We start from the raw sequence: 17242 nt of genomic DNA on the forward strand, positions 1-17242 counted from the left end.
GGTTACAGGACCTCGAACACGCCCGCAGCGCCCATGCCGCCGCCGATGCACATCGTGACCACGACCTTCTTGGCGCCGCGGCGCTTGCCTTCGATGAGCGCGTGGCCCGTGAGGCGCTGGCCGCTCACGCCGTAGGGGTGACCCACGGCGATGGCGCCGCCGTTCACGTTCAGGCGGTCGCCCGGAATGCCCAGCTTGTCGCGGCAGTAGATGACCTGCACGGCGAAGGCTTCGTTCAGTTCCCACAGGTCGATGTCGTTGACCGTGAGGCCCAGGCGCTTGAGCACCTTGGGAATGGCGAAGACCGGGCCGATGCCCATTTCGTCGGGCTCGCAGCCGGCCACGGCAAAACCGAGGAAGCGGCCCAGGGGCTTCAGGCCCTTTTGCTGCGCGTACTTCTCGTCGACCACCACGCAGGCGCCGCCGCCGTCGGAGAACTGGCTGGCGTTGCCGGCCGAGATCAGGCCGCCGGGCATGGCCGAGCGGATGCCGCTGATGCCTTCCTTGGTCGTGCCGGGGCGGATGCCCTCGTCGTTCTCGATCGTGACTTCCTTGGTGCGCAGGCCCATCACGGGGTCGGCCACGCCGGCCAGCACGGTGATCGGGGCGATTTCAGCCTTGAAGAGGCCGGCTTCGAGCGCGGCGGTGGCGCGCTGCTGGCTCTGTGCGCCGTACTCGTCCATGGCGTCGCGGCCGATGTTGTAGCGCTTGGCGACCTGCTCGGCGGTCTGCAGCATGTTCCAGTAGATCTCGGGCTTGTGCTTCACGAGCCACGGGTCGGCCAGCATGTGCGTGTTGGCTTCGTTCTGCACGCACGAGATGCTCTCGACGCCACCGGCCACGTACACGTCGCCCTCGCCCGCGATGATGCGCTGGGCGGCGGTGGCGATGGTCTGCAGGCCCGACGAGCAGAAGCGGTTGATGGTCATGCCCGAGGTGGTGACCGGCAGGCCGGCGCGCAGGGCGATCTGGCGCGCGATGTTGGAACCGGTGGCGCCTTCAGGCGTGGCGCAACCCATGATGACGTCGTCGACCGAGGCCGGGTCGATGCCGGCGCGCTGCACCGCGTGCTGCACGGCATGGCCGCCCAGCGTGGCGCCGTGCGTCATGTTGAAGGCACCCTTCCAGCTCTTCGCGAGCGGCGTGCGGGCGGTGGAAACGATGACGGCGCTGGTCATGGTGAGGTCCTTTGAAGATGGAAGGGAAAAGAGGGAGAAGACGGGGTCGTCATTGCGCCGGAGCAGCGTTGGTGTTGCTCAGGAGCTGGTGATAGAAGCCGATCATCTCGCCGTAGTTCGAGATGGCCAGGCGTTCGTTGTTGCCATGGAAGCGCGCCAGGTCTTCGCTCTTCACGCGGAACGGCGAGAAGCGAAAGACGGCGTCGCTCACGAGGCTGAAGTGGCGCGAATCGGTGGCGGCGGTCATGAGGCCGGGTGCCACCACGGCATCGGGGAAGCTCTGGCGCACCGCCTGCTGGATCGCACGGTAGCCGGTGCTGTCGGTGGGCGACACGGGCGACGGCTCCGAGTTGCCGGGGTACTGCTTGATCTTGATGTCGTCGTTGGCCAGCGTCTTGCGCAGGTGCGCCTCGACGCTCGCGATGCTATCGCCCGGCAGGATGCGGAAGTTGACGGCAGCCTCGGCGCGGCCGGGCAGCACGTTGTCCTTGTTGCCGGCGCGCACGATGGTCAGCGCCGTGGTCGTGCGCAGCATGGCGTTGCTGCTCGGGCTCTTCTCGAGCTGGCCGCGCACCAGCGACTCGGTGAGCCACAGGTTGGACAGCATCACGCGGTTGACGCCGCTCATTTCGGGCGCGAGCGCGCCGAACATCTGGCCGGCCACGCCCTTGATGCCGCCGGGCATCAGGTTGGCTTCGAGCCGGGCCAATGCGGCGCTCATGCTGCCGATGGCGCTGTGTTGCGGCGGCATCGACGAATGGCCGGGGGCGGTGTCCAGCGACAGGAAGAAGGTGCCGTAGCCCTTCTCGGCCAGGCCGATGAGCGCTGCGGGCTTCGAGAGACCGGGCAGCACGCCGTCGAGCACCAGCAGGCCTTCGTCGAGCACCCAGTCCAAGCGCACGTTGCGCGACTTGAGCAGTTCGGCGATGGGCAGCGCGCCGCGCAGGCCGCTGACTTCTTCGTCGTCGCCCATCACCAGGTAGACGGTCTGCTTCGGCTTGAAGCCGGCGCCGATGAGCAGCTCGATGGCTTCCATCTGCGCGAAAAGATTGCTCTTGTTGTCGAGCGTGCCGCGGCCCCAGACGAAACCGTCCTTGATCTCACCGGCGAAGGGGTCGACCGTCCAGGCTTTTTCAGTGCCGGGGGCGATGGGCACCATGTCCTGGTGCGCCATCAGTGCGATGGGCTTGGCGGACGGGTCGGTGCCGGTCCATGTGTAGAGCAGTGCCTTGTTGCCCACGACTTCCTTCTTCAGGGTGGCGTGGACCTTGGGGTACTGCTGTTCGAGGTAAGCGTGGAGCTTGTCGAACTCGGCCGCGTTGGCCGCCGAGTCGTCCATGCTCGACACCGTGCGGAACGTGATCGCCGTGGACAGCCGCTTGGCTGCTGCCTGCAGGTCGATGTCCAGCTTGGGTGCGGGCGCCACCGCGAGTTGCTGCGATGGCGTGGTCCAGGTCTTGACCGCCACGGCCGCCACGAGTGCCAGGAGCACCAGCAGCAGCCCGAGGAAGATGCGTTTCAACATGGGCGGTCTTGATCCCAGTTCAGACTCAGCTGAAGGACTTGCCTTCGGCCACCAGCTTCTGGATCAGCGGTGCGGGCTGCCAGAACTCGGCGTCGTCGCGCGGGTTCTGCGCAAAGCGCTTCATCGTCTCGGCCACGTTGTACAGGCCGACCTGCGAGGCGTAGTGCATCGGGCCACCGCGGTAGATCGGGAAGCCGTAGCCGGTGAGGTACACCATGTCGATGTCGCCCGACTTGGAGGCGATGCCGTCTTCCAGAATGTGCGCGCCTTCGTTGACGAGGGCGAACACCAGGCGCTGCACGATTTCCGTGTCGGAGATCTTGCGCGGTGTGATGCCCAGTTCCTTGCGGTGGTCCTCGATCATCTTGTTGACGAGTTCCGACGGAATGGCGTCGCGCTTGCCGGCCTGGTAGTCGTACCACCCTGCCCCGGTCTTCTGGCCGAAGCGGCCCAGCTCGCACAGCTTGTCGGCCGTGCGGCTGTACTTCATGTCGGCGCGCTCGACGGCGCGGCGCTTGCGGATCGCCCAGCCGATGTCGTTGCCGGCCAGGTCGCCCATGCGGAACGGGCCCATGGCGAAGCCGAACTTCTCGATGGCCTTGTCGACCTGCTGCGGCGTGGCGCCTTCGTCCAGCAGGAAGCCGGCCTGGCGGCTGTACTGCTCGATCATGCGGTTGCCGATGAAGCCGTCGCACACGCCCGACACGACGGAGGTCTTCTTGATCTTCTTGCCGATGGCCATCACGGTGGCCAGCACGTCCTTGGACGTGGCCTTGCCGCGCACCACTTCGAGCAGCTTCATCACGTTGGCCGGGCTGAAGAAGTGCATGCCGACGACGTCTTGCGGACGGTCGGTGAACGAGGCGATCTTGTCGACGTCGAGCGTCGAGGTGTTCGAGGCCAGGATGGCGCCCTTCTTGGCGACGCGGTCGAGTTCCTTGAAGACCTTTTCCTTGACGCCGATTTCTTCGAAGACCGCTTCGATGATGAGGTCGGCGTCCTTCAGGTCGTCGTAGCTCAGCGTGGTGCTCAGAAGCGCCATGCGCTGCTCGTACTTGTCCTGCTTGAGCTTGCCCTTCTTGACCTGGGCTTCGTAGTTCTTCTTGATGGTGGCAATGCCGCGGTCGAGCGCCTCTTGCTTCATCTCGAGGATCTTGACGGGGATGCCCGCGTTCAGGAAGTTCATCGAGATGCCGCCGCCCATGGTGCCGGCGCCGATCACGCCCACGGCCTTGATCTCGCGCTTGGGCGTGTCTTCGGGCACGTCGGGAATCTTGCTCGCGGCGCGCTCGGCCATGAACAGGTGGCGCAGGGCCAGCGATTCGGGCGTGAACATCAGCGCGGTGAACAGGCGTCGTTCTTCGGCCATGCCGTCGTCGAACTTCATCTTGGTCGCGGCCTGCACGGCGTCGACGCACTTCAGCGGCGCGGGGTAGTTCTTCGACATGCCGCCGACCATGTTCTTGGCGAACTGGAAGTAGGCATCGCCTTGCGGGTGCTTGCACGGCAGGTTGCGCACCAGCGGCAGCTCGCCGCCCTTGGCAGCGACCGATTTGGCGAACTCGACGGCGTCGTCGAACACCGATTCGGCCGAGGCGGCCAGCTTGTCGAACAGCTTCTGGCCCGGCAGGCTGGCGAGCAGTTCGCTCTTCACGGGCTCGCCGCTGACGATCATGTTCAGGGCGGTTTCCACGCCGATCACGCGCGGCAGGCGCTGCGTGCCACCGGCGCCCGGCAGCAGGCCGAGCTTGACTTCGGGCAGTGCCACGCTGGTGCCCGGTGCGGCCACGCGGTAGTGGCAGCCCAGGGCCAGTTCGAGGCCGCCGCCCATGCACACGGAGTGGATGGCTGCGACGATGGGCTTGGGCGAGGCTTCGAGCGAGAGGATCACGCTCAGCAGGTTGGGCTCTTGCAGCGCCTTGGGCGTGCCGAATTCCTTGATGTCCGCACCGCCCGAGAACGCCTTGCCGGCGCCGGTGATGACGATGGCCTTGACGGCGCTGTCGGCATTGGCCTTGGACAGGCCGTCGGTGATGCCGATGCGTGTCGAGAAGCCGAGACCGTTGACCGGCGGGTTGGTCAGGGTGATCACGGCGACATCGCCGAGCACTTTGTATTCAGCCGTCATGCTGCGTTCCTTGGTGTGTGAAGAAAAAGAAGAAAAAGCACGAGTGTTCTTTTTCGAAGATTCTAGGCGTTTTGCGTGGCCGAACAATGGCACGCAGTCGCTGTCGGGACAAGGGCCTCAAGAGAGAGCCGGACTTTCCAGGAACACCGCGGAACCGGCTTTGCCGGGCCGCAGGTGTTGCCCCCTGCAAGGGGGTTGGCGCGCGCGACACGAAGTGCGCGAAGCCTGGGGGTTTGCTTAAACCTCCAGCCACTCCCTGCGGGTGGTGCCGTCAGCGCGCAGGCTGTCGGGCGTCCCGTCGAACACGATGCTGCCGTGGCCCATGACGAGCGCGCGGTCCGAAATCTGCATCGCGATGGTGAGCTTCTGCTCGATGAGGAGCACCGAGATGCCCTTGTCTTTCAGTGTGCGCAGGTACTGCCCCACCAGCTCGACGATCTTGGGCGCGAGGCCTTCGGTGGGCTCGTCGATGATGATCAGGTCGGGGTCGCCCATGAGCGTGCGGCACAGCGTGAGCATCTGCTGCTCGCCGCCCGAGAGCACGCCGGCCTCGGTGTGCTGGCGCTCCTTCAGGCGCGGGAACATGCCGTACATGTCGTCGAACGACCAGCGGCTGCCCTTGCCCGAGCCCTTCTGCCCCAGGAGCAGGTTCTGGTGCACCGTGAGCTTGGGGAAGATGTCGCGGTTCTCGGGCACGTAGCCGATGCCCATGTGCGCGATCTCGTAGGCCTTGCGACGCAGGATGTCGCCGCCCTTCCACTGCAGCGTGCCCTCGGCATGCACCAGGCCCATGATGGCCTTGGCGGTGGTCGAGCGGCCCGAACCATTGCGGCCCAGCAGGGCCACGATCTCGCCCGGGCGGACGTCGAAGGAAACGCCATGCAGCACATGGCTCTTGCCGTAGTAGGCGTGGATGTCGTGAAGCTTCAGCATGTCAGTGTCCCGCCCCCTGTGCATCGGCGACCGAGGAGCCGAGGTAAGCCTCCTGCACGCGCGCATTGGCGCGCACGGCAGCCGGCGTGTCGAAGGCGATGACTTCGCCATACACAACCACGGCGATCTTGTCGGCCAGCCCGAAGACCACGCCCATGTCGTGCTCCACCGTCAACAGCGTCTTGCCGACGGTGACGTGCTTGATGAGCGAGATGAAGTGCGAGGTCTCGGTCTTGCTCATGCCGGCCGTGGGCTCGTCCAGCAGGATCACGCCGGCGCCGCCGGCGATGGTCACGCCGATCTCGAGCGCGCGCTGCTCGGCATAGGTGAGGTTCACCGCATGCACGTCGCGCTTGCGCTCCAGGCCGATCTGCTTGATGAGCTCTTCGGTGCGCGCGTTGGCGTCGTCCAGGTTCGAGAGAAAGCGCAGGAAGGTGTACTTGTAGCCCAGGCTCCACAGCACGCCACAGCGCAGGTTCTCGAAGACGCTGAGCTTCGGGAAGATGTTGGTGATCTGGAAGCTGCGCGACAGCCCCAGGCGGTTGATTTCATAGGGCTTCTTGCCGTCGATGCGCTGGCCGTTGAGCAGCACCTCGCCGCTGGTGGGCGTGAGCCGCCCGCTGATCAGGTTGAACAGCGTCGACTTGCCCGCGCCGTTCGGCCCGATCACGGCGATGCGTTCGCCGGCCTTCACCGCCAGGTCCACGCCGCGGATGATTTCGGTCTTGCCGAAATTCTTGCGGAGCGCCTTCAGTTCCAATGCGTATTGCGCGCTCATTTACGCCGCCTCCCGACGTTTGATTTCTGCTTCGATCTCTTCCTGCGCCTGGCCCCAGACGCGCACGAAGCGGCGCCGAGCCACCTCGAGCAGGCCCAGGCCGACGGCCAGGATCGCGATGGCGCCCAGCCAGCTGGTCACGCCCGCCGTGTTCAGCATGGTGCCGAAGAACTTCAGGTCCGGGCCCATCGCCGCGTTGAGCTGAATGTGATAGATCATCTCGATCAGCGCGGCAGCACCGACCACCACCGGCACCAGGGCCACGGCGAGCGCGGCGTACAGGCCCCAGAAGCGGTTGAACTTGCCGAACTTGGCCACGCGCAGGTTCATCATGACCAGGCTGGCGATGCCACCGGGGGCGAACATCACCATGAACACGAACACCAGGCCGAAGTACAGCTGCCATGCCTTCGACAGTTCGGACAGCAGGATCGAGGCGAACACCAGCAGCACCGCGCCGATGATCGGGCCGAAGAAGAACACCGCGCCACCCAGGAAGGTGAACAGCAGGTAGCCGCCCGAGCGGATGGCGTTCAGGCTGTCGGCCGCGTTCACGATCTCGAAGTTGATCGAGGCCAGGCCGCCGCCGATGCCGGCGAAGAAGCCCGCGATGATGAACGCGAAGTAGCGCACGCGCTGCGTGTTGTAGCCGATGAACTCCACGCGCTCCGGGTTGTCGCGCACCGCGTTCAGCATGCGGCCCAGCGGCGTGCCGGTGAAGGCATACATCAGGGCGGTGCACACGAAGCAGTACGCGGCGATCAGGTAGTACACCTGGATCTGCGGACCGAAGGTGAAGCCGAAGAAGCTCGGGCCGTACACGCGGTCGGTGGTGATGCCGCCCTCGCCGCCGAAGAAGCTGGGGAACATCAACGCCATCGAGGCCACGAGCTCGCCGATGCCCATGGTGATCATGGCGAAGGTGGTGCCCGACTTCTTGGTGGTCACGAAGCCCAGCAGGATGGCGAAGAACATCCCCGCCAGACCGCCGACGAGCGGAATGAGCACCAGCGGAATCGTCGGGCCGCCCTTGGTCGCCAGGTTCATCGCATGGATGGCGATGAACGAGCCCAGGCCGGTGTACACGGCATGGCCGAAGCTCAGCATGCCGCCCTGCCCCAGCAGGATGTTGTAGCTCAGGCAGATGATGATCAGGTAGCCCATCTGCGAGAGCATCGTCAGCGCCAGGCTGCTCTTGAACAGCATCGGCGAGATGATCAGCACCAGGGCGAACAGCGCCCAGACCAGGTAGCGCCCGATGTTCCAGGGCTTGAAGCGGTAGTACCGCGTCGGGGTCGTCGGTGAAGTGGTGGTTGCGGTGGTCATGGTGTCAGTCCTCCCGGGTGCCCAGAAGACCCTTCGGGCGGAAGATGAGGATCAGCACGAGGAACAGGTACGGCAGGATCGGTGCGACCTGCGAGATGGTGAGCTTGAGCAGCTCGTAGCCGAAGGTCTGGTCGCTCACGGCCACGCCCAGGGCCTGCAGCGCGGTGGCCAGCGAGTGGTCCAGCGCAACGGCGAAGGTCTGGATGATGCCGATCAGCAGCGACGCCAGGAAGGCGCCCGCCAGCGAGCCCATGCCGCCGACCACCACCACCACGAAGATGATGGTGCCGACCGAACCGGCCATGGCCGGCTCCGTGACATAGGTGTTGCCGCCGATCACGCCCGCCAGGCCGGCCAGCGCGGCACCGCCGCCGAACACCAGCATGAACACGCGCGGCACGTTGTGGCCCAGCGCCTCGACCATGTCGGGGTGCTTCAGCGCCGCCTGGATCACCAGGCCGATGCGGGTGCGCGTGAGCAGCAGCCACACGGACACCAGCATCAGCATCGCCACCAGCATGATGAACGAGCGCGACTTGGGGAACTGCGTGCCGTACAGCGAGAACAGCGGGCCCTGCAGCGCCTCGGGCAGGCCGTAGGGCACCGTGGAGCGACCCCAGACCAGTTGGACCAGCTCGAGGATGAGGTACGAAAGACCGAAGGTCACCAGCAGCTCGGGCACGTGGCCGAACTTGTGGACCCGGCGCAGGCTGTAGCGTTCGAAGGCCGCACCCAGTGCACCCACCAGCAGCGGCGAGAGAAAGAGCGCGGGCCAGAAGCCGACGATGCCTGACAGGGTGTAGGCGAAATAGGCGCCCAGCATGTAGAAGCTGGCGTGTGCAAAGTTGAGCACACCCATCATGCTGAAGATCAGCGTAAGGCCAGAGCTCAGCATGAACAACAGCAGGCCGTAGCTGACGCCGTTGAGCAGTGAGATGACGAAGAATTCGACGTTCATCGGTCTTCCGTGTCGGTTGAAAAAGAAAGAGGCCCGAGTGTTGAAGTCGGGCCTCGACCGGTCAGGGGGCGATCAGCAGGCGATCAGGAGGCGCCGCCGGGTCGCTTCATCTGGCACGAGGTGGGCGTGCTCGAGACGTAGGGCTCGTAGTACTTGACCGGTGCCAGCGTGTAGCCGGTGTTTTCCGGGCTGTACGGGCTCTTCGCGTCGGCCTTCTGCCAGCGCGTGATCCACAGGCCCTGCTGCAGCTGGTGGTCGGACTTGCGCATCTCGACGTCGCCGTTGAAGCTCTTGAACTTCATGCCTTCCATGGCGGCCGCCACCTTCACGGGGTCGGTCGACTTGGTGCGCACGAAGGCTTCGGCGAGCATCGCGTACACGGTGTACGGCGACGTCGTGTACAGGTCTTCGTTGAAGCGCTTCTTGAACTCGTTCATCATCGGCGCGATCGGGCCCGGCGCGTTGTAGTGGCTGTAGCCCACCATGTAGACCTTGCCGTCCGAGGCCGCGCCCATGGCGGTCGGCGTGCCGTTGGTCACGGCGTAGTAGGTGTAGAACTTGACGTTCAGGCCCGCGTCGTTGGCCGACTTGATGAGCAGCGCCAGGTCGGAACCCCAGTTGCCGGTGATGACGGTGTCGGCGCCCGAGGCCTTGATCTTGGCAATGTAGGGCGCGAAGTCGCGCACCTGGGCCAGCGGGTGCAGGTCGTCGCCGACGATCTGCACGTCGGGGCGCTTGGTCTTGAGGTTGTCCTTGGCGTACTTGGCGACCTGCTGGCCGTGCGAGTAGTTCTGGTTGATCAGGTACACCTTCTTGATGTCGGCCTGGTCCTTCATGAAGGTGGTCAGGGCTTCCATCTTCATGGAGGTGTCGGCGTCGAGGCGGAAGTGCCAGTAGCTGCACTTGCTGTTGGTCAGGTCGGGATCGACGGCCGCGTAGTTGAAGTACACGACTTCCTTGCCCGGGTTGCGGGCGTTGTGCTTTTCGAGCGCGTCCATGATGGCCAGCGCCGGGCCGGAGCCGTTGCCCTGCACCACGTAGCGCGCACCCTGGTCCATGGCCGAGCGCAGCGCGGCGGTGGTTTCCTGCGGGCTGAGCTTGTTGTCGATGCCGATGACCTCGAACTTCACGCCGGCCACGTTCTTCTTGTTGAATTCTTCGGCCAGGAACTGGAAGGTCTTGAGCTGGTTGGTACCGACGGCCGCCATCAGGCCCGACAGCGGGTCCAGCCACGCGATCTTGACGGTCTCACCCTTCTGGGCAAGGGCACCGGTGGCACTTGCCGCGAGCACGGCGGCGGTAGCGATCTTCAGAGCGAACTTCAATCTATATCTCCTGGTCAAACCGATATCAAAAACGCTGCACAAGCGTACAAGTCTTTGCCACCCCACCCCTCAGGGAATGCCCGTAAGGAAGGGGCTGCAAAGGCACGTATCTATCGCGCAGGCGACAGTGCATTTCCTTCTTTTGCTACCCGGCGGTAGGTATCTTCTACCGATGGGTAGGAAATGCGTTCACAAAGACGCCTAGGGGCGCTTCATCTGGCAGGTCGTGGGCGTGCTCGCCACATACGACTCGTAATACTTCACGGGGACGTTGGTGTAGCCGGTGTTCTCGGCGTCGTAGGGGTACTTGGCGCTGGCCTTCTCCCAGCGCGAGATGTACAGGCCCTGCTGCAGCTGGTGGTCGGCCTTGCGCATCTCGACCTCGCCGTTGAAGCTCTTGATCTTCATGCCTTCGAGCGCCGCGGCCACCTTGACGGGGTCGGTCGACTTGGTCTGCACGAACGCGGCATCGAGCAATGCGAAGGTGTGATAGATCGAGGACTGCGTCAGGTCGTCGTTCATCTTCTTCTTGTAGCCGGTCAGAAGCCGCTGGATTTCGCCGCCCATGTTGTAGTGGGCATAGGCCACGGTGTAGACCTTGCCGGCCGAGGTGGCACCCATGGCCGTGGGCGTGCCGGCGCCCGGTGCGTAGTACGTGAGGAACTTGACGTCCAGCCCCGAGTCGTTCGCCGCCTTGATGAGCAGCGAGAGGTCGGAGCCCCAGTTGCCGGTGATGACCGTGTCGGCGCCCGAGGCCTTGATCTTGGCGATATAGGGCGAGAAATCGCGCACCTGCGCGAGCGGGTGCAGGTCGTCGCCCACGATCTGGATGTCGGGGCGCTTGGTCTTGAGGTTGTCCTTGGCGAACTTGGACACCTGCTGGCCGTGGGAGTAGTTCTGGCCCAGGATGTAGACCTTCTTGATGTCGGCCTGGTCCTTCATCCAGGTGGTCAGCGCTTCCATCTTCATGGAGGTGTCGGCATCGAGGCGGAAGTGCCAGTAGCTGCACTTGCTGTTGGTGAGGTCGGGATCGACCGCCGCATAGTTCAGGTAGAGCAGTTCCTTGCCGGGATTGCGCGCATTGTTCTTCTCGACTGCATCGATGATCGCGAGCGCCGGGCCCGAGCCGTTGCCCTGGGTGATGTAGCGCGCGCCCTGGTCCTGCGCCGAGCGCAGCGCCGCGGTGGTCTCCTGCGGGCTCAGCTTGTTGTCGATCGCGATGATCTCGAACTTCACGCCCGACGCATTCTTCTTGTTGAACTCGTCAGCCAGGTACTGGGTCGTCTTGAGCTGGTTGGTGCCCACGGCCGCCATGAGACCCGACAGCGGGTCCAGCCAGGCGATCTTGACGGTCTCGCCCTTCTGGGCGAACGACGCTGAAACACTCACCAACATGGCGCAGGCGGCCACTGACTTGATACCGAAGTGCATGAAGAGTCTCCTGGTTGAAAGGCGGGACGCCAGCGTACAAGCGCCCTTTTCTTCGCCGCACAGGGAATGCCCGGAAGGAAAGCCGCCGGGGCGGCCTTCCTATCGCGTGCGCGACAGTGCGGGTGGGCTTTGGCCGTGCTTCAGAGGCCCGGCAGCTTGTAGTCCTTGAGCAGTTCGCGAAGCTTGGTCTTGAGGATCTTGCCGGTGGCGCCGATCGGGATGGCCTCCACGAACACCACGTCGTCGGGGATCTGCCACTTGGCGGTCTTGCCCTCGTAGAACTTCAGCAGCTCCTCGCGGGTGACTTCGGCGCCGGGCTTCTTCACGACGGCGATGATCGGGCGCTCGTCCCACTTGGGGTGGAACACGCCGATGCACGCCGCCATGGCGATGGCCGGGTGCGCGACAGCGATGTTCTCGATGTCGATGGAGCTGATCCACTCGCCGCCGGACTTGATCACGTCCTTGCTGCGGTCGGTGATCTGCAGGTAGCCCTCGGCGTCGATGGTGGCCACGTCGCCGGTGGGGAACCAGCCCCGGCCCGCGGCGTCGGCGACCAGCGGGTTGCCGCCCTCGCCCTTGTAGTACTCCTTGACGACCCAGGGGCCCTTGACCAACAGGTCACCGTAGGCCTTGCCGTCCCAGGGCAGCTCGTCGCCGTTGCCGTCGACGATCTTCATGTCGACGCCGAAGATGGCGCGACCCTGCTTCATGCGGATCTGCAGCTGTGCGTCGGCGGGCAGCGACAGGTGCTTGTTCTTCAGCGTGCACAGCGTGCCCAGCGGGCTCATCTCGGTCATGCCCCAGGCATGCAGCACCTCGACGTTGTAGTTCTCCTGGAACGCCGTGATCATGGCCGGCGGGCAGGCCGAACCACCGATGACGGTGCGGTTCAGCTTGCTGAACTTCAGGCCGTTGGTCTGCATGTGGCCCAGCATCATCTGCCACACGGTGGGCACGCCGGCCGCGAAGGTCACGCCTTCGGACTCGATGAGTTCGTACACCGACTTGCCGTCCAGCGACGGGCCCGGGAACACGAGCTTGCAGCCCACCAGCGCGGCCGAGTACGGAATGCCCCAGGCGTTGACGTGGAACATCGGCACCACCGGCAGCACCGAGTCTTGCGCCGAGATGCGCATGACATCGGGCAGCGCGGCAGCGTAGGCATGCAGCATGGTCGAGCGGTGGCTGTACAGCGCGGCCTTCGGGTTGCCCGTGGTGCCGCTCGTGTAGCACATGCTCGAGGCCGAGTTCTCGTCGAAGGTGGGCCAATCGTAGGTGGTGGACTGCGTGCCGATCCAGGCCTCGTAGCTCACGAGGTTGGGCACACCGCTGTCGGCCGGCAGCTTGTCGGCGTCACACAGTGCAACCCATTTCCGGATCGTGGGACAACGCGCATGCACCGCCTGCACCAGCGGCAGGAAGCTCAGGTCGAAGCACAGGATCTGGTCTTCGGCATGGTTGGCGATCCACGCGATCTGGTCGGGGTGCAGGCGCGGGTTGATGGTGTGCAGCACGCGGCCGCTGCCGCTCACGCCGTAGTACAGCTCCAGGTGGCGGTAGCCGTTCCAGGCCAGGGTGGCGATGCGGTCGCTGAACAGCAGCTGCTCGCCATCCAGCGCATTGGCCACCTGCCTGGCGCGCGATGCGATGTCGCTCCAGGTGCAACGGTGGATATCGCCCTCGACACGGCGCGAGACGATCTCGCCGTCGCCGTTGTGGCGCTCGACGAACTCGATCAGCGACGAGATCAAAAGCGGTTGGTCTTGCATCAAACCCAGCATCTACGGACTCCTATGTGAAATGACTTCAAAAAGCGTTGCGAACGAGAGATTCACGCAAGCTTCGGCCACTTGCACAATGACACAAACCCGCACTGCATGATTGAACGAAGCGGCTCAAGTGGGCGCCTTCGGACCGGTGCCCGCGGGCACCGTCACCACGTTGGTGCGGCACGGCTGGCGCAGCGTCTTGCCGCACTCGGGCAGCGCGGCCGCATGCGGGTAGGCGACGTAGCCCAGCACGATGCTCGACGCGTTCGCGCCCTGGTGCCACAGCGTGTTGGTCGAAGGCCTCGTGTCGTTGCCGAACAGCCAGAAGCCGGTCTGCGACGGCGAGTCCACCGTCACGCGGATGCTGGAGCCGGCGCGAAAGACATGGGCGAACTTCTGGATCTCGATGCGCACCAGGTTGGGCTGGCCGGACTGCAGCGGCGCTTCCTTCGGTTGGGTGAAGTCGCCGAAGGGGCGCAGCTCGGTGGAGCGGCTGGCGTCGAGCGCCCGCTTGGAGGCGCGCAACCAACCGCGCTGCACGAACATCTCCTTGCCGTCGGGGCGCACTTCCGACACCGTGACCTGCAGGTCGGTGCTGTCGGCGGTGGCGCTCAGGTACAGGTCGGCCGAGCCTTCCCCGTAGAAGCTCAGGTCCTCGGGCAATGCGGCGGTGGTGAAGGTGAGCTGGCCGTCCTTCTCCGTGTCGGCCACGGCCTGCCAGCCTTCGGCGGCCGGGTTGTTCACCACCGGGCTCTTGGCCGGATACCGGTAGTCGGACGAGGCCGCGCCGGCGGTCGGCTTCGCGTCGCCGAGCCCGCCGCCCGGCTGCATCCACAAGCGCATCGGCTTGACCTTGACCGGCAGGCGGTCGAACTCGGCCACGGCCGTCTGCTTCAGCTTGGCGGCACCGTTGATCGCCTTCTGGTCGGTCTGCTGCATTTCCTGCAGCAGGCGCACGTGCGGCTCCTTCTCGAAACCGTTGTCCTCGCCCTTCACGAAATGGGCGAGAAAGCGCTTGAGCGTACCGTCGATGTAGTCGGAGGTGACGTTGGTGTGGTGGTCGCCGTTGGAGCTGACGAGCCACATCTTTTCGGGCGCCATGGTGTCTTCGTAGTAGCCCGAGCGCGGGCCGATCTGCTCGTCCTGCCACGACTGGGTGCCCAGTGCGGGAATGTCGATCTTGCCGGTCTCGTAGAACGCGCTGCGCTTCACGTAGAGGCCGTCGGCATACGGGTTCTCGAGCCACTTGGTCAGGTCGAGATCGGGGCGCTTGAGCTTCTCGATGTTGTCGGCCACGGTCTTGGCGCACTCCGTGTCGCCGTCGAGCTTGGCGGCCAGCGCGGCCGCGCGGTTCCAGGTGGCCGGGAAGCCGCCCCACCACTGCGCGGGAAAACCGACGTTCTTGATGCCGCCCGGGTAGCCCACGTCGCGGTACGGGTCGGTCACGTTCTTGCTGGGCGTGATCGCCAGCAGGCCCTTGGGCCGGTGCGCGGCCACCCACAGCTGGTTGTAGCCCGAGTACGAGTAGCCGATCATGCCGATCTTGCCGTTCGACCATGGCTGCTTGCCGGCCCATTCGAGGGCGAAGGCACCGGCCGCGCCGGTGCTGGCGTCGAAGACCTGGTCTTCGCCCGTCGAGCAGCCGGTGCCCGGCACGTTCAGGCCCATCACCGCATAGCCCTCGGCCAGCCAGCGCTGGCCGATGTTCGGGGCCGAGCCCGAGCTGTAGCCGTCGTACTCGACCAGCAGCGGATAGGTGGCGTTGCCTCCGCTGGGCAGCAGCAGCGAGTAGCGCATCCGGTTGCCGTCGGGCAGCGTGATGTAGCCCCACTTGCGGACCGGGCCCGTCTCGGGCGTGACCGGCGGCTGCGCGGGTGGCGTTTCGGCGGCGGGCGGAAAGAAGCTGAACCCGCTGCCGCCCGACGAACCGCCACCGCAGGCCGCAAGGCCCGCCAGGGTGGCAAGCAGCGACGCGGCAAGGCGCCATCGGCGGGGGGGCATGGAAATCCTCATGGTGTTGTCTCTGTGATCGTTTTGATGGATGGCGCGCGTTGCCCAGGCGCGTCTCGGGGCAGGACGGCGATCCCCTGTCTCAGGGCGCCGCGGTGATCTTCGTGGCGGTGGGCGTGGCGTCGAGCAGCAACTGCGAGGGCCACGTTCCCCAGGTGGCACCGAGCTCGGGCGTGTTCGGATCGCCGTTGCGCATGAAGGCCCCGACGCTGGCCATGACGGCCCTCGACAGCGCCACGCGCCCCTTCTCGTTGGCCTTGCCGCCCATCACGTTGCTGAGCAGCGACCCCTCGAAGTTGCCGAACACGAACGGCAGGTCGAAGGCGTGCGCGGCGCCGTACACATCGTTCCACGGCGCGGCCTCCTGCGACCAGTCGAGACGGTAGTGCCAGATGTTCGACTGGCGCGTCTTCATGGTGTTGAGCAGGTTGTCGCGGTTGGCCTCGAACAGCCCCTTCGTGATGAGCGCGGTGGCCGCGTTGTAGCCGGTGCCGGCCTTGTCTACCGGAAGGTAGAACGGGTCGATGATGTGGTTCACCGTGAGCGTGGGCGCAGCATCGGGGTTGAAGTTGAACATCATCGAGAAGCGCGGGGCATCGGTGACGATCCAGCCCGACGTCGGGAAGCCGATGGTGCCCAGCAGCGACGCGAAGAGCTTGCCCTCGTCGCGCGTGTTGCCCGCGAGCATGGGCACCTTGACGTACTTGTCGGCCGCGATGGCGCCGATCGGGTCCGCCGGCAACACCGTGCCATCGGGAATCGGCGCCACGTTGCCCTGCCCGGCTGCCGTGACCTTGGTCAGCAGCGCCCCACCCTCTTGCGCACGCAGGTACTCGGCGATCTGCGCCGGCGAGCGCGTGCCGATGTACACCTTGGCCGCCGCTTCATCGGCCACGGTGCCGTCGGCGACCAGCAGCTTTTCGAGGATCGTCTGGCCCTGCGTCAACGAGGCCGAAGCCGGCTGCAGCGTCGGCAGCGTCCCGGGCGGCAGATTGGTCTTGAGCGAAATGCCGCCACTCATCTCGAAGGCCTTGTGGAACAGGCCCTTGGCCATCGGCGAGGTCATCACCGCCAGCAGGTTGGTCGCGCCGGCCGATTCGCCCGACAGCGTGACGTTGCCCGGGTCGCCGCCGAAGTTGGCGACATTGCCCTGGATGAAGCGCAGCGCCGCCATGTTGTCCAGCAGCGCGAAGTTGCCCGAGTCGTCGCCCGCCGTGCCGCCCGGTCGCAGCTGCGGCATGTTCAGGAAGCCCAGGATGCCCAGGCGGTAGCTGGCGGTGATGACCACCGCGTTGGTGGCCTTGGCCAGCGCCGCGCCGTCGTACAGCGGATCGGCCGTGTAACCCGAAATGTTGCTGCCGCCATGGATGAACAGCAGCACCGGCAGGTTCTTCTCGGTGGTGGCCGGGCGCCAGATGTTGACGAACAGGCAGTCTTCGCTGCCGACCGGCTTGCCCAGGTTGGTGCCGATGGTGGCGTCGTAGGTGTTGCTGGTGCCGGGGCTGAAGAGCCGGCCGATCTGCAGGCAGGCGTTGCCGAAGGCCTTGGCCGGGCGGATGCCGGTCCAGGCTTCGGGCTCGACCGGTGCGCGCCAGCGCAGCGCGCCGACCGGCGGCTGGGCGAACGGAACGCCCTTCCAGGACCAGGTGCCATTCCTGGCGCTGTCGTCCGTGCCCTCGACCTTGCCGGCCGTGGTCTGGCGCACCATCGGGCCGTCCGCGGCGGGCGCCGGAGCAGGCGCGGGTGCCGGAGCCGGCGGCAACACGGGAAAGGCGGTCGCCCCCGACGAACCGCCGCCGCAGGCCGCGAGTGCCGCCGCGGCGGCCACGGTCGCCACCGTTGCGATGGCGCGCGCCATCGCAACGGTGGCGACCGTGG

Annotated in this window: 12 protein-coding genes; all 12 read right to left on the minus strand. The window is 65.6% G+C overall.

Translation table 11 applies throughout. The features are described from left to right. Positions 1–2 precede the first annotated feature (2 nt). The gene (locus AC07Y4_RS01860) at positions 3–1178 is read right to left on the minus strand and encodes an acetyl-CoA C-acyltransferase (protein ID WP_070060672.1); all 1176 of its coding nucleotides are present in this window, start codon (positions 1176–1178) and stop codon (positions 3–5) included. A gap of 49 nt (positions 1179–1227) precedes the next feature. Then, positions 1228–2703: a M20 family peptidase gene (locus AC07Y4_RS01865; RefSeq protein WP_487846930.1), complete on the minus strand. Its 1476-nt coding sequence runs from the start codon at positions 2701–2703 to the stop codon at positions 1228–1230. 25 nt (positions 2704–2728) lie between these two features. Continuing rightward, the gene (locus AC07Y4_RS01870; protein WP_487846929.1) at positions 2729–4831 is read right to left on the minus strand and encodes a 3-hydroxyacyl-CoA dehydrogenase NAD-binding domain-containing protein; all 2103 of its coding nucleotides are present in this window, start codon (positions 4829–4831) and stop codon (positions 2729–2731) included. A 237-nt stretch (positions 4832–5068) separates the two neighbouring features. Further along, positions 5069–5764, minus strand: coding sequence for an ABC transporter ATP-binding protein (locus AC07Y4_RS01875; protein ID WP_062471318.1), 696 nt, complete (start codon positions 5762–5764; stop codon positions 5069–5071). Between the two features lies 1 nt (position 5765). Then, positions 5766–6542 carry an ABC transporter ATP-binding protein gene (locus AC07Y4_RS01880; RefSeq protein WP_062471315.1) on the minus strand — a complete coding sequence of 259 codons (777 nt, stop codon included), beginning with the start codon at positions 6540–6542 and terminating at the stop codon, positions 5766–5768. Next, the gene (locus AC07Y4_RS01885) at positions 6543–7868 is read right to left on the minus strand and encodes a branched-chain amino acid ABC transporter permease (protein WP_487846928.1); all 1326 of its coding nucleotides are present in this window, start codon (positions 7866–7868) and stop codon (positions 6543–6545) included. Between the two features lie 4 nt (positions 7869–7872). After that, on the minus strand, positions 7873–8826 hold the full coding sequence (locus AC07Y4_RS01890; protein WP_095745331.1) for a branched-chain amino acid ABC transporter permease: 954 nt from the start codon (positions 8824–8826) through the stop codon (positions 7873–7875). Between the two features lie 83 nt (positions 8827–8909). Continuing rightward, positions 8910–10151, minus strand: a complete 1242-nt coding sequence (locus AC07Y4_RS01895) for a branched-chain amino acid ABC transporter substrate-binding protein (protein ID WP_062471306.1) — start codon at positions 10149–10151, stop codon at positions 8910–8912. Between the two features lie 201 nt (positions 10152–10352). After that, positions 10353–11582, minus strand: coding sequence for a branched-chain amino acid ABC transporter substrate-binding protein (locus tag AC07Y4_RS01900; protein ID WP_062471303.1), 1230 nt, complete (start codon positions 11580–11582; stop codon positions 10353–10355). 140 nt (positions 11583–11722) lie between these two features. Continuing rightward, positions 11723–13366, minus strand: a complete 1644-nt coding sequence (locus AC07Y4_RS01905; protein ID WP_070060678.1) for a 3-(methylthio)propionyl-CoA ligase — start codon at positions 13364–13366, stop codon at positions 11723–11725. Positions 13367–13480: 114 nt separating this feature from the next. After that, entirely contained in the window at positions 13481–15355 is a 1875-nt protein-coding gene (locus AC07Y4_RS01910) for a CocE/NonD family hydrolase (protein WP_487846927.1), read from the minus strand. A 91-nt stretch (positions 15356–15446) separates the two neighbouring features. Next, positions 15447–17222 (minus strand): carboxylesterase/lipase family protein, encoded by a 1776-nt coding sequence (locus AC07Y4_RS01915; protein WP_495274109.1) that lies wholly within the window; start codon positions 17220–17222, stop codon positions 15447–15449. Between the last annotated feature and the right edge of the window lie 20 nt (positions 17223–17242).

The sequence above is a fragment of the Variovorax sp. GW460-12-1-14-LB1 genome (assembly GCF_059423605.1).